We start from the raw sequence: 15,819 nt of genomic DNA, 5'->3' as shown, positions 1-15,819 counted from the left end.
TAACGGGGTGTAGCTTAGCCTGGTAGAGCGCTACGTTCGGGACGTAGAGGCCGGAGGTTCGAATCCTCTCACCCCGACCAGATTCATCCTTGCCCACCGGGCAAGGCACCAAAGCCCCACGTCGTGGGGCTTTTTTTGTTGGTCCAATCCCACGCCAGGCACTCACACGAAGGGCCTACAGCCGTGTTGCACAATGTGTTTTTGTGCAACCAATGTACATTGGCGCGATGGTCCGTTGACCGTCCAGCTCCCACCTCCCGTTTTCCGCCGCATGGCTGTTGCCGACCCACCGCTTCGTGACACCGCCTCCGTTGCGCTGCCTGGTTTGGCACGCGCCCTGGTGTCGGCAGGCATCCTGGACGCGCAAGCCGCCGAGCAGATCTACCGTCGCTCGCTGGCCTCGCGCAGCAGTTTCATTGCCGAACTCACCGGCACCGGCCAGGTATCTCCGCATGAGTTGGCGCATGTGCTGGCGATCAGCTTCTCCGCCCCCCTGGTCGATCTCGCCGCAGTCGATCCGCTGCGACTGCCCAAGGGGCTGCTGGATGTGCGCCTCTGCCAGTCCTACCGCATTGTGGTGTTGGCCAAGCGTGGCAATCGGCTGGTGGTGGCCACGGCCGACCCCTCCGATCAGCAGGCGGCAGAAAAGATCAAGTTCGCCTCCCAACTGGGCGTGGACTGGGTGGTGGCCGAGTACGACAAGCTGTCGCGCCTGGTCGACGCGAGCGCGGCCACCCCCTCGGAAACGCTGGAGCAACTGGCGAGCAGCGAGTTCGAGTACGACGAACTGCTCGGCGAGCCGGACGAGGCCCAGGAGACGGCCGCCTCTTCCGAGGTGGAGGACGCACCCGTGGTGCGCTTCCTGCAGAAGATGCTGCTCGACGCCTTCTCCATGCGCGCCTCCGACATCCACTTCGAGCCCTACGAGCACAACTACCGCGTGCGTTTCCGGGTGGATGGCGAACTGCGCGAGATCGCCAGCCCGCCCGTGGCCATCAAGGACAAGCTGGCCTCGCGCATCAAGGTGATCTCCAAGCTGGACATCTCCGAGAAGCGCATCCCGCAGGACGGCCGGATGAAGCTGAAGATCGGCGCCGACCGGGTGATCGACTTCCGCGTCAGCACATTGCCCACGCTCTTCGGCGAGAAAATCGTGATCCGGATCCTCGACCCCAGCAGCGCGCGCCTGGGCATCGACGCGCTCGGCTACGACGCAGACGAAAAGGAGCGCCTGCTCACCGCCATCGGCCGACCCTACGGCATGATCCTGGTGACCGGGCCCACAGGCTCGGGCAAGACGGTATCGCTCTACACCTGCCTGAACCTGCTGAACAAGCCGGGCGTCAACATCGCCACCGCCGAGGACCCGTCCGAGATCAACCTCCCGGGTGTCAACCAGGTCAACGTCAACGAGAAGGCCGGCCTGACCTTCGCGACGGCGCTGCGCGCCTTCCTGCGGCAGGACCCGGACATCATCATGGTCGGCGAGATCCGCGACCTGGACACGGCCGACATCGCCATCAAGGCCGCGCAGACCGGCCATCTGGTGCTCTCCACGCTGCACACCAACGACGCGCCCACCACGCTGACGCGGATGCGCAACATGGGCATCGCCCCCTTCAACATCGCGTCGAGCGTCATCCTGATCACCGCCCAGCGCTTGGCGCGTCGCCTGTGCCCGCAGTGCAAGCTGCCCGCCGACCTTCCGCCGCAGGCGCTGCTGGACGCCGGCTTCCGGCGCGAGGAACTCGACGGCAGCTGGAAGCCCTACCGACCTGTGGGCTGCCCCGCCTGCAGCGGCGGCTACAAGGGCCGGGTCGGCATCTACCAGGTGATGCCGATCTCGGAGGAGATCCAGAAGATCATCCTTCGCGATGGCAGCGCGCTCGAGATCGCCGCCCAGTCCGAGCGCGAGGGCGTGCGCTCGCTGCGCCGCTCGGGTCTGCAGAAGGTGATGCAGGGCGTGACCTCGCTCGAAGAGGTGCTCGGCGTCACCAACGAATAGACTCGGACGCGCGCCCAACGGAGTTGCCATGGCCACAGCCGCCCAGAAACGAAGCCCCACCCGCCCCACCTCTGCCAAGGAACACCTCTACGAGTGGGAAGGCCGCGACCGCAACGGCAAGGCCGTCCGGGGCGAGATGCGGGCCCTGGGCGAGAACCAGGTCCAGGCCTCGCTGCGGCGCCAGGGCGTGCTGACCACCAAGATCAAGAAGCGCCGCCTGCGCTCGGGCAAGGCGATCAAGCCACGCGACGTGGCCGTGTTCACCCGGCAGATGGCGACGATGATGAAGGCCGGCGTGCCGCTGCTGCAGTCCTTCGACATCGTGGGCCGCGGCAACAGCAATCCCAACATGGCGCGGCTGCTCAACGACATCCGCACCGACGTGGAGACCGGCACCTCGCTGTCCTCGGCCTTCCGCAAACATCCCAAGTACTTCAACAGCCTCTACTGCAACCTGATCGAGGCCGGCGAGGCGGCCGGCATCCTGGAAGAACTGCTCGACCGCCTGGCCATCTACATGGAGAAGACCGAGGCCATCAAGTCGAAGATCAAATCGGCGCTGATGTACCCGACGGCCGTGATCCTGGTGGCCTTCATCGTGGTCACGATCATCATGCTGTTCGTGATCCCGTCCTTCAAGCAGGTGTTCACCTCCTTCGGGGCCGACCTGCCCGCGCCCACGCTGTTCGTCATCGCCATGAGCGAATTCTTTGTGGGCTACTGGTGGTTGATCTTCGGGGTGCTGATCGCGGGCGGCTACTTCCTCATGCAGGCCTGGAAGCGCAACGAGAAATTCCAGGAAGGCATGGACCGCCTGCTGCTGCGCCTGCCGATCTTCGGCGCGCTCATCGACAAGTCCTGCGTGGCGCGCTGGACGCGCACGCTGTCGACCATGTTCGCCGCTGGCGTCCCGCTGGTGGAGGCGCTCGACTCGGTGGGTGGCGCATCAGGCAACTCGGTGTATGCGAAGGCCACCACCCGCATTCAGCAGGAGGTGTCCACGGGCACCAGCCTGACGACGGCCATGACGGGCGCGAACCTGTTCCCGCCCATGGTGCTGCAGATGACGGCCATCGGCGAGGAGTCCGGCTCCATCGACCACATGCTGGGGAAGGCCGCCGACTTCTACGAGCAGGAGGTCGACGCCATGGTGGCGGGCCTGTCGAGCCTGATGGAGCCGATCATCATCGTTGTGTTGGGAGTGGTGATCGGGGGCATCGTCGTGTCGATGTACCTGCCGATCTTCAAGCTGGGCCAGGTCGTCTGATGGCGCCGGCGTTCCTGGATGCCGCGGCAGGCGGCCTGCTGGGCCTCGTCGTCGGCAGCTTCCTCAACGTGGTGATCCATCGCCTGCCGTGCATGATGTACCGCGGCTGGCTCGTGGATGCCACGGCCAACCTGGCGCCCCAACCCGGCATTCCCAGCCTGTGGGAACTGGTCTTCGGCAAAGACACCAAACCCCCCGGCCGTCTCGAGCAGGATGCCCAGGCCGCGCTCGACCAGGTCGATGCGCTGCCACCACTCACGCTCGCGCGACCGGGATCGCGCTGCGGCCACTGCGGCCACGAGATCCGGTGGTACGAAAACATCCCGCTGCTGAGCTGGCTGGCGCTGCGGGGCCGCTGCAGCGCCTGCAAGGCGCCGATCGGCCTGCGCTACCCGGCGGTCGAACTGGTCACTGGCGCGCTGTTCGCGCTGTGCGCATGGCGCTTCGGCATGACGCCGGTCGCAGGCCTCTGGGCGACGTTTTGCGCGATCCTCGTCTGCCAGTTCGTCATCGACCTGGACACCCAACTGCTGCCGGACTCGCTGAACTACCTGCTGCTGTGGCTGGGCCTGGCGGGCGCGGCCTATGGGCTGACCGGGGTCTCGCCCACCTCGGCCATCTGGGGCGCCATCTTCGGCTATCTGAGCCTCTGGATCGTCTATCGGCTCTACCGGGCCGCCACCGGCAAGGAGGGCATGGGCTTTGGCGACTTCAAGCTGCTGGCCGCCCTGGGCGCCTGGCTGGGCGCCCCCTTCCTGCTGGCCATCATCCTCGTGTCCTCGCTGGTGGGCGCCGTGCTGGGCGTCGTGCTGCTGCTGGTGGGCCGCCTGGCCAACCGGCATGTGCCCCTGTCTTTCGGCCCCTTCCTGGCGGGCGCAGGCCTGCTCTGCCTGATCGTCGGGCCAGCCACCATGCGCGACTGGCTTCCCTTCGCCTTCCCCCTGGGCTTCTGAGTCGGCCATGCTGCGCATCGGCCTCACCGGCGGCATCGGCAGCGGCAAGAGCACCGTCGCCGCCCAACTGCAGGCGCTGGGCGCAGGCCTGGTCGACACCGACGCCATCGCGCGCCAGCTGACGACGCCGGGCGGGCGGGCCATGCCCGCCATCGTGGAGGCCTTCGGGCCCGAAGTGGCGGCCCCCGACGGCAGCCTCGACCGGGCCCGGATGCGCGAACTCGCTTTCGGCAACCCCGACGTCCGCCACCGCCTGCAGGGCGTGCTCCATCCACTGATCGGCGAGGAATGCGAGCGTCAGGCGCGTGAACACGGCGACCTGCCCATGCTCGTTTTTGACGTCCCGCTGCTGGTGGAGTCCGGTCGCTGGCGCGCCCTGGTGAATCGTGTGCTCGTGGTCGATGCGTCCGAACACGTCCAGGTGCGCCGCGTCATGGCCCGCTCCGGCTGGCCGGAGGAGACTGTGCGCGCCGTGATCGCGCAGCAGGCGTCGCGCGCCCAGCGGCGGGCGGCGGCCGACGCCGTGATCCACAACGAGGAACTCGGCATGGATGCCCTCGCTCTATGCGTGCAGTCGTTGTGGCAGCGTTGGGTCAGGCCGGGCTTGCGATAATCCCGCGCTGCTCCTTCGCGACCCGCCCACCCTGGGGCGGGCATCACAACGCAGAGACACGCGCAGGAGCCCGTACGGCCCCGCCGAAACCGGCGCACAAGAAGCCCCATCCCCGATGCTTTTCAACTCCTACGCGTTCATCTTCGTCTTCTTCCCGCTGGTGCTGGCGGGCTTCTTCCTGATCGGATGGCGCAACACGCGGGCAGCGGCGGGCTTCCTGGCGCTGGCGTCGCTCTTCTTCTACGGCTGGTGGAGTGTGAAGGCCCTGCCCCTGCTGCTGGCTTCCATCTGCATGAACTACTGGTTCGGCCTGCAGCTCACGCCGCAGGAGGGCCGCAGCGACCGCGCACGCAAGCGCATGCTGGTGCTGGCGCTGACCGTGAACCTGACGCTGCTGGGTGTCTTCAAGTACGCGGACTTCTTCATCGGCAACGTGAACGAGGCCCTGGGCGAGGCGGGCATCGCACCCCTGCCGATGCTGCATGTGGCGCTGCCCATCGGCATCTCCTTCTACACCTTCACGCAGATCGCCTTCCTGGTGGACTGCTGGCAGGGCAAGGTGCGCGAACGCAGCTTCGTGCACTACGTGCTGTTCGTGACCTACTTCCCGCACCTGATCGCGGGCCCGGTGCTGCACCACGCGCAGATGATGCCGCAGTTCGCCAACCCGGCGACCTACCGCGTGGACACCAACAAGCTCGCACTTGGACTGGCCATCTTCAGCTTCGGCCTCGCCAAGAAGCTGCTGATCGCGGACCGCATGGGCGAGTACGCGGACATGGTCTTCCACGGCGTGCAGGGCGGCACCATCCCGACCCTGATCAGCGCTTGGTTCGGGGTGCTGGCCTATACGCTGCAGATCTACTTCGACTTCTCCGGCTACTCCGACATGGCAGTGGGCATCGCGCTGTGCATGGGCGTGAACCTGCCGCTCAACTTCGCTTCGCCCTACAAGTCGACCAGCATCATCGAGTTCTGGCGCCGGTGGCACATCTCGCTGTCGACCTTCCTGCGCGACTACCTCTACATCCCGCTCGGTGGCAACCGCAAGGGCGAAGCACGACGCTACCTCAACCTCTTCCTGACCATGCTGCTGGGCGGCCTGTGGCACGGCGCCGCCTGGACCTTCGTGCTGTGGGGTGCGCTGCACGGCATCTACCTCACCATCAACCATCTCTGGAACGCCAAGGTTCGGCGGAACCGGCCGCCGAGCAGGTGGACCCTGCCGCTGCGCTGGCTGCTGACCTTCCTGTGCGTGATGGTCGCCTGGGTGGTGTTCCGCGCCGACAGCATGACCACCGCCATGCACCTCTACAAGGGCATGCTGGGGCTCAACGGCGTCTCGATGTCCGCCTTCTCCGAGTTCACCATCCCCTACCGCAAGCCCGAGTTCTTCCAGACCATGTTCCTGGGCCTTTTCATCTGCCTGGCCCTGCCGCCCACCATCAGCCTGCAGCGCTGGGTGCCGGTGGTCCCGGCCCTGGCCGGCCGTCCCCGACTGGCCGGCCTCGCCACCGTGGTCACGGCCGCCGTGACCGTGCTGCTGCTGGGCATGTCCATCTCGCGACTGGGCACCTACAGCCCCTTCCTGTACTTCCAGTTCTGACGAAGCGGCAGTGATGCACAAGCCCGCGCGGACCTGGCTCGGCGTCTTCATGACCGGTTTTGCGGTCATCGTCGCGCTGTTCCTGGTCACCCTGTTCACGCAGCCGGCCGAAGGCGGCCTCACGCGCATCGGCCGCGTCTCCGAGGACGCCTTCGGCTGGCGGTCCGTGCCACCGGAGATCCCCATGGCCCATGTCCGTGGATGGGAACCGGCCGACGCGGACATCCTGGTCATCGGCGACAGCTTCTCGATGTACTACGCCTGGCAGTCGCCCCTGGTCGCAGCGGGCTACAAGGTGGCGACCACGCACTGGGACCGGAGCGGCCCGCTGTGCGCCGACTTCCCGGCCTGGTTGACGTCCATCGGCTTCAAGGGCCGGATGGTCATCCTCGAGAGCATCGAGCGGCTGCTGCCCGAACGCCTGGAGCAGGCCCAGGGTTGCGAGACCATGATCCGCCGCCCGCTCAAGGCGCTGCCCGTGCCCACGCAGAGCCCGGCCCAACCGGCCCCGGGCTTCCGGCTCAACTGGGAGTCGCCCCTGACCACCGGCCTCATCACCTACCTCAACACGCGCCAGATCGTGAAGACGGATGGCGTGGTGGACGTGGAACACGAGCGCTTCGGCGACTACATCTTCTCCAGCCCGGTGGCCGATGGCTGCAGGCAGTTCAGCAGCCTCGTCTGCGACAAGAGCCTGTTTCTCACGGCCGATCGGACCAACCGCGAGCTGCAACCCCGCGATGCCGATTTCATGGCCACCCTGACGCGCCGGGCGGCGCCGGTGAAGGTCATGTGGATGGTGGTGCCCAACAAGACCACCGTCTACCTCGACATCTCCAACGCCAGCGCCTTCGTGGCCCGCAGCAACGCCCTGGGCGTGGGCCCCGACCTCTTCGCGATGGCCCAGGAACAGCGCCTGCGCATCATCGACCTCTACTGGCCCAACGACACGCACTGGTCGATGCAAGGCCAGCTCTATTTCGGCAGCCGCATGGTCGACGCCGTGCGGGCGGCCGGGCTGGAACCTCTTCCCTGACAGCGTTCATGAATTACGCAGCGATCTGGCTTCGCACCTTTCTCGTCGGCTTCGTCGTCGTCAGCGTCCTGCTGGTACTGACGCTGTTCACGCCGGTCCCCTATGGCGATCTGACCCGCATCGGCCGGCTGTCGGACGCGGAGTTCGGCTGGCAGCAGCCCGCGCCGCCCGCACCTCCCGCCGAGTCGTTGAAGTCCTCGCCACTGAGCGATGCCGACATCGTGGTGGTGGGGGACAGCTTTTCGATGACCCTGTACTGGCAGTCGACGCTGGTTCGCGCCGGCTACAAGGTCTCCACCATCTACTGGGGCCAGGTGGGCTACCTGTGCGGCGACTTCTCTCAGTGGCTTCAGCGCGCGGGCTTCCGCGGTCGCCTGGTCATCGCCGAAAGCGTCGAGCGCCTGCTCGACGAGCGCGTACGCAAGAGCGACAGTTGCGCCACCATGGGCAAGAAGCCGCCCGATGTGAAGGCCGAGCCCTTCATCCGTCCCTTGGTCGGGGTGCCGGACCTGGGCCTGAACTGGAGCGCCAAACTGACAACCGGCCTGATCACCTACCGCAACATGAAGGCGGTGCACAAGTCGCACACCGACCTGCAATTCGGCGACGACACCCAAGTGCGCTTCGTGCCCGATGGCTGCAAGCAGTTCTCGCACCACCTGTGCGAGCGCGCGCTCTTCTTCAAAGAAGATCTGACCAACGGCCCGCTGACGGCGCGGACCTTCGAGCACATGGTCAGCTTCACGCGCTCGCAACCGATCCCCATCTTGTGGATGGTCATTCCCAACAAGACGACCGTCTACCTGGACCCGTCCTACTCCGACGCCTTCCTCGCTCGCTTCCGGCCGAGCGGCCTCGGCCCCGACCTGTTTGCCTATGCGCAATCCGCACGGCACCAGGTGCGCGACCTCTACTTTCCCAACGACACGCACTTCTCCATGTACGGGCAGTATGCGTTGGGGGACATCATGCTCAAGGAAGTGCAGGCGCGACTGGGTGTCGCCAAGGCCCCGTGAAACATTGGGAACCGGACACGCATGTGGCATCGCGGCAACTATGATGTCGCGAAGGAGCCCCACAGAGACGTGATCCTCTACGAATATCCCTTCAACGAGCGCATCCGGACCTACCTTCGGCTCGAGCACCTGTTCCGTCGCCTGGGCGAACTGGTGCCATCGGACTCGGCGCTGCATCATCATTTCGCGTTGCTCACCATGTTCGACATCATGGACGTGGCGGGCCGCGCCGACCTCAAGTCCGAGGCGCTGCGAGACCTGGACAAGCAGAAGGCGGTGTTCAACGGCTACCGCGGCAATCCCGCCATCCAGGAGTCGTTGCTCGACGCATTCGTGTTGCAGCTGGACCGTGCCTTCCAGTCGCTCAACAGCGCAAGCGGCAAGGCGGGCCAGACGCTGGCCGAGAACGAGTGGCTGATGAGCATCCGCAGCCGAGCGGGCATTCCTGCCGGCACCTGCGAATTCGACCTGCCCGCCTATCACGCCTGGCAGCACCGCAGTGCCGCCCAGCGTCGGGCCGACCTGCAGCAATGGGCCGCGAGCCTGTCGCCGCTGGCCGAGGCCGTCTATCTGCTGCTCAAGCTGCTGCGCGATGCCGACATGCCCTGCCGGGTGATGGCCACGCGTGGGCAGTTCCAGCAGACGCTGCCGCAGAGCCGCAGCTTCCAGTTGCTCCGCCTGCGTATCGACCCGTCGCTCGATGTGGTGCCGGAGATCAGCGGCAATCGCTTGATGGTCTCTGTGCGGCTGATGCGGCAGGATGAGCAGGGCCATCTGCAACCCAGCATCGACGACGCGCCGTTCGAGCTCACTCTGTGCGCCTGAAGGGCGCCCTGCCGTTCCGATGAGTTCCGACCCAAAGAAGAAGCCTGCTGTTCGCCTGGTGCCCTGCCCCGCCTGCGGGCAGGACAGCGTCTATGCGCCAGAGAACCGCTTCCGCCCGTTCTGCAGCGCACGGTGCAAGGGCATCGACCTGGGGGCGTGGGCCAGCGAGCAGTTCCGCATGCCGACCGAGGCGCCGCCCGACGACGAGCCCTTCGGGGATCCGCGCCTGCAAAGCTGAGAGAAGGTCGCCTGGCCGCGGAAGGCTGGTCACTCGGCACATTCGCAGCAGCCGGGAGGCGACGCCCAGCCTGAGGGATGTTGCCTCAGCCGCCGGCGAGCACCGGACCCACGATCCCCCGCTCCTCCGCCAGCCACTGCAGCACCGGCATGGCGCCGGGCAGCACCGGCGTCACCGTCAGCGGCAGCTGCTGCCAGCACATCGTCTGGCCTTCACGCATCTCGAACTCGCCGGACCAGCTGAACACCTTGCACCAGTGCAGCCGCACCAGCGCATGCGGATAGTCGTGCTCGGTCACGCGCCAGACCTCGGCGCCGTCGATGGTGATGCCCAGTTCCTCTTGCAGCTCCCGACGCAGCGCCTCTTCGACCGTTTCGCCGGCTTCGATCTTGCCGCCGGGGAACTCCCAGTAGCCCGCATAGGGCTTGCCGTCAGGGCGCGTGGACAGCAGCAGCGCGCCGTCCACAGCGATGAGCACACCGACAGCCACTTCGGTGTGCTTGCGGGGCGCGGTGGAAGGGGCGACTTCCGTCATGCCGCCATCCGCCCCGCGAAGTCGCGGGAGAACTGGTAGGCCACCCGGCCACTGCGCGAGCCCCGCTCCAGTGCCCACACGAGCGCCTGGGGCCGCGCCGACTCGATGGCGGCAGCGTCCAGACCGAAGGACGACAGCCACTGCGCCACGATCGCCAGGTACTCGGCCTGCGAAAAGGGATAGAAGCTCACCCACAGGCCGAAGCGCTCGGACAGCGAGATCTTCTCTTCCACCACCTCGCCGGGATGGACTTCACCGTCCTCCGTGTGCGTGTAGCTGAGGTTCTCCTTCATGTACTCGGGCAGCAGATGGCGCCGATTGCTGGTCGCGTAGATCAGCACATTGGGCGTGGCCGCGGCCACCGAGCCGTCGAGGATGGACTTGAGCGCCTTGTAGCCCGGCTCGCCCTCGTCGAAGCTCAAGTCGTCGCTGAAGATGATGAACTTCTCCGGCCGGCCGGAAACCACCTCGACGATGTCGGGCAGGTCGGTCAGGTCCGCCTTGTCGACCTCGATCAGGCGCAGGCCTCGCGGCGCGAACTCATGCAGGCAGGCCCGCACCAGCGAGGACTTTCCCGTACCGCGCGCGCCGGTCAGCAGCACGTTGTTGGCGGGGCGGCCCTCGATGAACTGGCGGGTGTTGCGCTCGATCTTTTCCTTCTGGCCGTCGATCTCCTTGAGATCGGAGAGCGCCATCGCCGCCACGTGGCGCACCGGCTCCAGCCGGCCATGGCCGGAACTGCGGCGGCGGTAGCGCCAGGCGATGGCGGCGTTCCAGTCGGGCGGCGCGCCCAGTGCCTGGGGCAGCACGGACTCGATGCGGTCGATCAACTGCTCGGCCCGTTCGATCAGGCGCTCGAATTTCTCGTTCATGGCGGCATGCGGCGGGCGCGGGGCCCGCGCCTTCTCAGGAGCGGTAGTCCGCGTTGATGGAGACGTAGTCGTGGCTGAGGTCGCAGGTCCAGACCGTGTCGCTGGCCTCGCCGCGGCCCAGGCCGATGCGCACGACGATCTCGCTTTTCTTCATCACGCGCTGGCCGTCTTCTTCGCGGTAGTCGGGATGACGGCCGCCACGTGTGACCACATGCACATCGTCCAGGTGCAGCTCGATGCGCGTCTGGTCCAGGTCGGCAATGCCGGCATAGCCCACGGCCGCAAGGATGCGGCCCAGGTTCGGGTCGCTGGCGAAGAAGGCCGTCTTGACCAGGGGCGAATGCGCCACGGCATAGGCCGCCTGCCGGCATTCGGCGGCGTCGCGGCCGCCTTCCACCTGCACGGTGATGAACTTGGTCGCTCCCTCGCCATCACGCACGATGGCCTGGGCCAGGTCGCGCGCGACCGCCTGCATGGCCGCCAGCAAGGCCTGGCCATCGGCACTGTCCAGCGCGTCGATGGCCGGGCCGGTCTTGCCCGTGGCGATGACGACGAAGGAATCGTTGGTGGAAGTGTCGCCGTCGATGGTGACGCGGTTGAAGGAGCCTTCGGCCAGCGTGCGGGCCAGCGGCTGCAGCAGCGCCGGCGCGATGCGCGCATCGGTGGCCAGGAAGCCCAGCATGGTCGCCATGTTCGGGCGGATCATGCCGGCCCCCTTGCTGATGCCAGTGATGGTGACGGTGGCACCGCCCAGCGCGACCTGACGGCTGAAGGCCTTCGGCACGGTGTCGGTGGTCATGATTCCTTCAGCGGCGCGGCCCCAGTGCGCCTCCGATGCGTCGTCCAGCGCGGCGGGCAAGCCTGCGGCGATGCGGTCGTTGGGGAGCGTCTCCATGATCACGCCGGTGGAAAAGGGCAGGATCTGCTCAGGCGCCACCTCCAGCAGGCGGGCCAGGGCGATGCAGGTGGAGCGCGCACGCACCAGGCCATCCTCGCCGGTGCCGGCGTTGGCATTGCCGGTGTTGATCACCAGCGCGCGGACGCCGAAACCCGCGGCCAAGTGCTCGCGGCAGACCTGCACCGGAGCGGCGCAGAAGCGGTTCTGCGTGAACACGCCACCCACGGCACTGCCCTCGTCGAGCAGGAATACGGTCAGGTCCTTGCGATTGGCCTTGCGCACGCCGGCTTCGGTGACGCCGATACGCACACCCGGCACCGGGTGCAGTTGAGCGGGATCGGGGGCGGTCAGGTTCACGGGCATGGGGTTTCCTGAAAAATCTCGGACGCAGATTGGGCGGCGCCCCGGTGCCGTGCCGATGACGGCCGGCGCCGGGGTGCAAAGGCGAAGGCTCAGCCGGCGATCAGCTCAGCTTGCCGTGGCATTGCTTGTACTTCTTGCCGCTGCCGCAGGGGCAGGGATCGTTGCGGCCCACGCGGCCGGCAGCGACGGCGGCGGCCACGGCCGCTGCGGCTGCCGTGGGGCTGGCCGCGGCAGTGCTGCGCACCTCTGGTTCGCCCGTCTCGGTCGGCGCGGTGTAGGTGAGGTTGGAGATGGCCTCGGCGCGGCTTTCCAGATCGTCGGCGGCCTGCTCGATCTGCTCGGCCGACTGGATGCGCACCAACATCAGCTGCCGCGTCACTTCGTTCTTGACCGTGTCGAGCAGTTGGCCGAAGAGCTCGAAGGCCTCGCGCTTGTATTCCTGCTTGGGCTGCTTCTGCGCGTAGCCGCGCAGGTGGATGCCCTGGCGCAGGTAGTCGAGCGAGGACAGATGCTCGCGCCAGTTGCTGTCCATGGCCTGCAGCAGCACCATGCGCTCGAACTGCGTGAATTGCTCGCGGCCGACGAGGACGACCTTGGCTTCGTAGGCCTCGTTGGCCGCCTTGACCACGCGCTCGACGATGTCCTCGTCGGTCATGGCAGCGGCGCCCTCGACTTCCTGCACCAGCGGCAGTTCGAGGCCCCAGTCCGCCGCCAGGGCACGCTCCAGACCCGGCAGGTCCCACTGCTCTTCCACCGACTCGGCCGGCACGTACTGGCGGACCAGGTCGGTGAAGCAGCCCTCGCGCAGCGCGTCGATCTGGGCGCCGAGTTCGGTGGCGTCCAGGATCTCGTTGCGCTGCTGGTAGATGACCTTCCGCTGGTCGTTGGCCACGTCGTCGTATTCGAGCAGCTGCTTGCGGACGTCGAAGTTGCGCGCCTCGACCTTGCGCTGCGCGCTCTCGATGCTGCGCGTCACGATGCCGGCCTCGATCGCTTCGCCGTCCGGCATCTTCAGGCGGTCCATGATGGCGCGCACGCGGTCGCCCGCGAAGATGCGCATCAGCTGGTCGTCCAGGCTCAGGTAGAAGCGAGAGGAGCCGGGATCACCCTGGCGGCCCGAACGGCCGCGCAGCTGGTTGTCGATTCGGCGGGACTCGTGGCGCTCGGTGGCGATGATGCGCAGGCCGCCCAGCGAGCGCACAAACTCGTGCTCCGCCTTCCAGCCTTCGCGCAGTTCGTCGATGCGCGCCTGCTTGGTCGCGGCATCCAGCGATTCGTCGGCCTCGACGGCCTCGACCAGCTTCTCCACATTGCCGCCCAGCACGATGTCGGTGCCGCGGCCTGCCATGTTGGTGGCGATGGTGATCATCTTGGGCCGGCCGGCCTGGGCAATGATGTCCGCCTCGCGGGCGTGCTGCTTGGCGTTGAGCACCTGATGAGGCAGGCCTGCCTGCGTGAGCAGCCCGGAGATGATTTCCGAGTTCTCGATCGACGAGGTGCCCACCAGCACTGGCTGGCCGCGCTCGTGGCATTCGCGGATGTCGCCGATGGCCGCCTCGTACTTCTCGCGCGTGGTCTTGTAGACGCGGTCGAGCTGGTCGTCGCGCTTGCTCGGCCGGTTGGGCGGGATGATGACCGTCTCGAGCCCGTAGATCTCCTGGAACTCGTAGGCCTCGGTGTCGGCCGTGCCGGTCATGCCCGCGAGCTTGCCGTACAGGCGGAAATAGTTCTGGAAGGTGATTGAGGCCAGCGTCTGGTTCTCGGCCTGGATCTCCACGCCTTCCTTGGCTTCCACGGCCTGGTGCAGGCCGTCGCTCCAGCGGCGGCCGCTCATCAGGCGGCCGGTGAATTCGTCGACGATGACCACTTCGCCCTCCTGCACCACGTAATGCTGGTCACGGTGGTACAGGTGCCGTGCACGCAGCGCGGCGTTCAGATGGTGCATCAGCGTGATGTTGGCCGGGTCGTACAGCGACGCGCCGTCCGGAAGCAGGCCGGCCTGGCTCAGCAGTTGCTCGGCCTTCTCGTGGCCATCTTCGGTCAGGAAGATCTGGTGCGCCTTCTCGTCGACTGTGAAGTCGCCAGGCTTGGTGATGCCCTCGCCAGTGCGGGGATCCTCTTCGCCCTCCTGGCGGGTCAGCAGAGGCGCGACCTGGTTGATGGTCAGGTACATCTGCGTGTGGTCTTCGGCCTGGCCACTGATGATCAGCGGCGTACGCGCTTCATCGATCAGGATGGAGTCCACCTCGTCGACGATGGCGTAGTTGAGCCCCCGCTGTACACGGTCGGTCGGCTCGTAGACCATGTTGTCGCGCAGGTAGTCGAAACCGTACTCGTTGTTGGTGCCGTAGGTGATGTCCGAGCCATACGCCGCCTGCTTCTCCTCCTTGGGCATGTTGGGCAGGTTGATGCCCACCGTCAGTCCGAGGAAGTTGTACAGGCGCCCCATCCAGGTCGCATCGCGGCTGGCCAGATAGTCGTTCACCGTGACCACATGCACGCCCTTGCCAGTGAGCGCGTTCAGGTAGACCGGCAGCGTTGCGGTAAGCGTCTTGCCTTCGCCCGTGCGCATCTCGGCGATCTTGCCCTGGTGAAGGGCCATGCCACCAATGAGCTGCACGTCGAAATGCCGCATCTTCATCACGCGCTTCGAGGCCTCCCGCACCGTGGCGAAGGCCTCAGGCAGCAGATCGTCCAGCAGCTCGCCCTTGGCGAGCCGCTCCTTGAACTCCTGCGTCTTGCCCCGCAGCGCATCGTCGTCGAGCTTCTCAAACTGTGGCTCCAGCGCGTTCACGCGCTCTGCGTTCTTTCGATACTGCTTCAGGAGGCGGTCGTTGCGGCTGCCGAATAGGCGGGTGAGGAAGTTCGTGGCCATTGGATGCGATATCGGCGCGCGCTTCGAGGCTGCCTCGAGAAACGGCGGGTCGGAAAGCCTAAGATAGTGGACGAGTTGGGGGCGCCGACCAGCCTTCCAAGCGAAGACCCGCCACGCCATCCCGCGACATGCCTCACCAGCCCTGGGGCCGGTGAACAGGGCATTTTAGAGCCTGTCCATGACCCGACGTTCCCACGCCATCACCTTGCTTCAAGCCACCGAGGATTCGCCCACGTTGTCGGGGCTGCTGTCACGGGTTCGAGCCAGCCAGGCGCGGCTCAAGGCCATCCAGCCGCTGGTTCCACCGGCGATGTTCGCGACGCTGCAGGCGGGGCCGTTGGAGGACGGCAGTTGGTGCCTGCTTGTCAAAGGCAGTGCGGTGGCGGCGAAGCTGCGGCAGATGGTGCCGATGCTGCTGGCGCATCTGCGCTCCCACGGCTGGGAGACCACGGCGATTCGGATCAAGATATCGACGGCGAGTTGATGGACTCTCGGTTGTCCGGCCAAGGAGGTGGAGGAGCGGTGACTTGAAGCCGTAATTGCACGATTCACCCGCTGGATGCATTACGCCGGTCGCTGCTGGTCGAATTGCGCTTTTCGCTCGCCCCTGCGTGATGACCGGGCCCAAAACAAAAAGCCCCGCAGCGATTGCTGAGGGGCTTTTTGAGGGCTGTAAGAGCCTGACGATGACCTACTTTCACACGGGAGTCCGCACTA

At 66.5% G+C, this 15,819-nt stretch carries 14 protein-coding genes and 1 tRNA gene; 11 read left to right on the top strand and 4 right to left on the bottom strand.

From position 1 onward, the window contains the following. Positions 1–3: 3 nt before the first annotated feature. From ABIC63_RS26460 to ABIC63_RS26415, 10 genes are all read left to right on the top strand, one after another. Positions 4–80 (top strand) — tRNA-Pro (locus ABIC63_RS26460). A 191-nt stretch (positions 81–271) separates the two neighbouring features. Continuing rightward, entirely contained in the window at positions 272–2,005 is a 1,734-nt protein-coding gene (gene pilB / locus ABIC63_RS26455) for a type IV-A pilus assembly ATPase PilB (protein ID WP_294376999.1), read from the top strand. Positions 2,006–2,033: 28 nt separating this feature from the next. Beyond that, entirely contained in the window at positions 2,034–3,272 is a 1,239-nt protein-coding gene (locus ABIC63_RS26450) for a type II secretion system F family protein (protein ID WP_234197718.1), read from the top strand. Next, positions 3,269–4,225 carry a prepilin peptidase gene (locus tag ABIC63_RS26445; protein WP_502935917.1) on the top strand — a complete coding sequence of 319 codons (957 nt, stop codon included), beginning with the start codon at positions 3,269–3,271 and terminating at the stop codon, positions 4,223–4,225. Before ABIC63_RS26450 ends, ABIC63_RS26445 begins: the two co-directional genes overlap by 4 nt. A 7-nt stretch (positions 4,226–4,232) precedes the next feature. Beyond that, on the top strand, positions 4,233–4,838 hold the full coding sequence (gene coaE, locus ABIC63_RS26440; protein ID WP_354321946.1) for a dephospho-CoA kinase: 606 nt from the start codon (positions 4,233–4,235) through the stop codon (positions 4,836–4,838). Between the two features lie 115 nt (positions 4,839–4,953). Continuing rightward, positions 4,954–6,444, top strand: a complete 1,491-nt coding sequence (locus ABIC63_RS26435) for an MBOAT family O-acyltransferase (RefSeq protein ID WP_294377011.1) — start codon at positions 4,954–4,956, stop codon at positions 6,442–6,444. Positions 6,445–6,457: 13 nt separating this feature from the next. Next, positions 6,458–7,480 (top strand): alginate O-acetyltransferase AlgX-related protein, encoded by a 1,023-nt coding sequence (locus ABIC63_RS26430; RefSeq protein WP_354321945.1) that lies wholly within the window; start codon positions 6,458–6,460, stop codon positions 7,478–7,480. Between the two features lie 8 nt (positions 7,481–7,488). Continuing rightward, positions 7,489–8,496, top strand: a complete 1,008-nt coding sequence (locus ABIC63_RS26425; protein ID WP_354321944.1) for an alginate O-acetyltransferase AlgX-related protein — start codon at positions 7,489–7,491, stop codon at positions 8,494–8,496. A 69-nt stretch (positions 8,497–8,565) separates the two neighbouring features. Next, positions 8,566–9,321 (top strand): cell division protein ZapD, encoded by a 756-nt coding sequence (zapD, locus tag ABIC63_RS26420; protein WP_294377021.1) that lies wholly within the window; start codon positions 8,566–8,568, stop codon positions 9,319–9,321. Positions 9,322–9,340: 19 nt separating this feature from the next. Beyond that, entirely contained in the window at positions 9,341–9,559 is a 219-nt protein-coding gene (locus ABIC63_RS26415) for a DNA gyrase inhibitor YacG (protein WP_234197724.1), read from the top strand. A gap of 85 nt (positions 9,560–9,644) precedes the next feature. Here ABIC63_RS26415 and ABIC63_RS26410 read toward each other — a convergent pair whose 3' ends face one another. The 4 genes from ABIC63_RS26410 to secA form a co-directional block, all read right to left on the bottom strand. Next, a complete protein-coding gene (locus ABIC63_RS26410; RefSeq protein ID WP_354321943.1) occupies positions 9,645–10,094 on the bottom strand; it encodes an NUDIX domain-containing protein in 450 nt (149 codons plus the stop codon). Next, on the bottom strand, positions 10,091–10,966 hold the full coding sequence (locus ABIC63_RS26405; RefSeq protein WP_354321942.1) for an ATP-binding protein: 876 nt from the start codon (positions 10,964–10,966) through the stop codon (positions 10,091–10,093). Before ABIC63_RS26405 ends, ABIC63_RS26410 begins: the two co-directional genes overlap by 4 nt. A 34-nt stretch (positions 10,967–11,000) precedes the next feature. Beyond that, positions 11,001–12,227: a bifunctional glutamate N-acetyltransferase/amino-acid acetyltransferase ArgJ gene (gene argJ / locus ABIC63_RS26400; protein ID WP_294377037.1), complete on the bottom strand. Its 1,227-nt coding sequence runs from the start codon at positions 12,225–12,227 to the stop codon at positions 11,001–11,003. Positions 12,228–12,327: 100 nt separating this feature from the next. Further along, positions 12,328–15,102 (bottom strand): preprotein translocase subunit SecA, encoded by a 2,775-nt coding sequence (gene secA, locus ABIC63_RS26395; RefSeq protein ID WP_354321941.1) that lies wholly within the window; start codon positions 15,100–15,102, stop codon positions 12,328–12,330. Positions 15,103–15,280: 178 nt separating this feature from the next. Between secA and ABIC63_RS26390 the strand changes: the two genes are divergently transcribed. Then, positions 15,281–15,586 (top strand): DciA family protein, encoded by a 306-nt coding sequence (locus tag ABIC63_RS26390; RefSeq protein WP_294377041.1) that lies wholly within the window; start codon positions 15,281–15,283, stop codon positions 15,584–15,586. Positions 15,587–15,819 lie beyond the last annotated feature (233 nt).

The sequence above is a fragment of the Pseudacidovorax sp. 1753 genome, from assembly GCF_040544975.1.
In the GTDB taxonomy this organism is placed as follows: Bacteria; Pseudomonadota; Gammaproteobacteria; order Burkholderiales; family Burkholderiaceae_C; genus Xenophilus.
Note: the sequence above shows the minus strand (reverse complement) of the source record. Positions and strands in the feature narration are given on the sequence as shown.

Excerpts from the sequence above, each read along its gene's own strand:
- pilB (WP_294376999.1), top strand. The coding sequence starts at position 272 with ATGGCTGTTGCCGACCCACCGCTTCGTGACACCGCCTCCGTTGCGCTG.
- ABIC63_RS26450 (WP_234197718.1), top strand. The coding sequence starts at position 2,034 with ATGGCCACAGCCGCCCAGAAACGAAGCCCCACCCGCCCCACCTCTGCC.
- coaE (WP_354321946.1), top strand. The coding sequence starts at position 4,233 with ATGCTGCGCATCGGCCTCACCGGCGGCATCGGCAGCGGCAAGAGCACC.
- ABIC63_RS26435 (WP_294377011.1), top strand. The coding sequence starts at position 4,954 with ATGCTTTTCAACTCCTACGCGTTCATCTTCGTCTTCTTCCCGCTGGTG.
- ABIC63_RS26430 (WP_354321945.1), top strand. The coding sequence starts at position 6,458 with ATGCACAAGCCCGCGCGGACCTGGCTCGGCGTCTTCATGACCGGTTTT.
- ABIC63_RS26425 (WP_354321944.1), top strand. The coding sequence starts at position 7,489 with ATGAATTACGCAGCGATCTGGCTTCGCACCTTTCTCGTCGGCTTCGTC.
- ABIC63_RS26415 (WP_234197724.1), top strand. The coding sequence starts at position 9,341 with ATGAGTTCCGACCCAAAGAAGAAGCCTGCTGTTCGCCTGGTGCCCTGC.
- ABIC63_RS26410 (WP_354321943.1), bottom strand. The coding sequence starts at position 10,094 with ATGACGGAAGTCGCCCCTTCCACCGCGCCCCGCAAGCACACCGAAGTG.
- ABIC63_RS26405 (WP_354321942.1), bottom strand. The coding sequence starts at position 10,966 with ATGAACGAGAAATTCGAGCGCCTGATCGAACGGGCCGAGCAGTTGATC.
- argJ (WP_294377037.1), bottom strand. The coding sequence starts at position 12,227 with ATGCCCGTGAACCTGACCGCCCCCGATCCCGCTCAACTGCACCCGGTG.
- secA (WP_354321941.1), bottom strand. The coding sequence starts at position 15,102 with ATGGCCACGAACTTCCTCACCCGCCTATTCGGCAGCCGCAACGACCGC.
- ABIC63_RS26390 (WP_294377041.1), top strand. The coding sequence starts at position 15,281 with ATGACCCGACGTTCCCACGCCATCACCTTGCTTCAAGCCACCGAGGAT.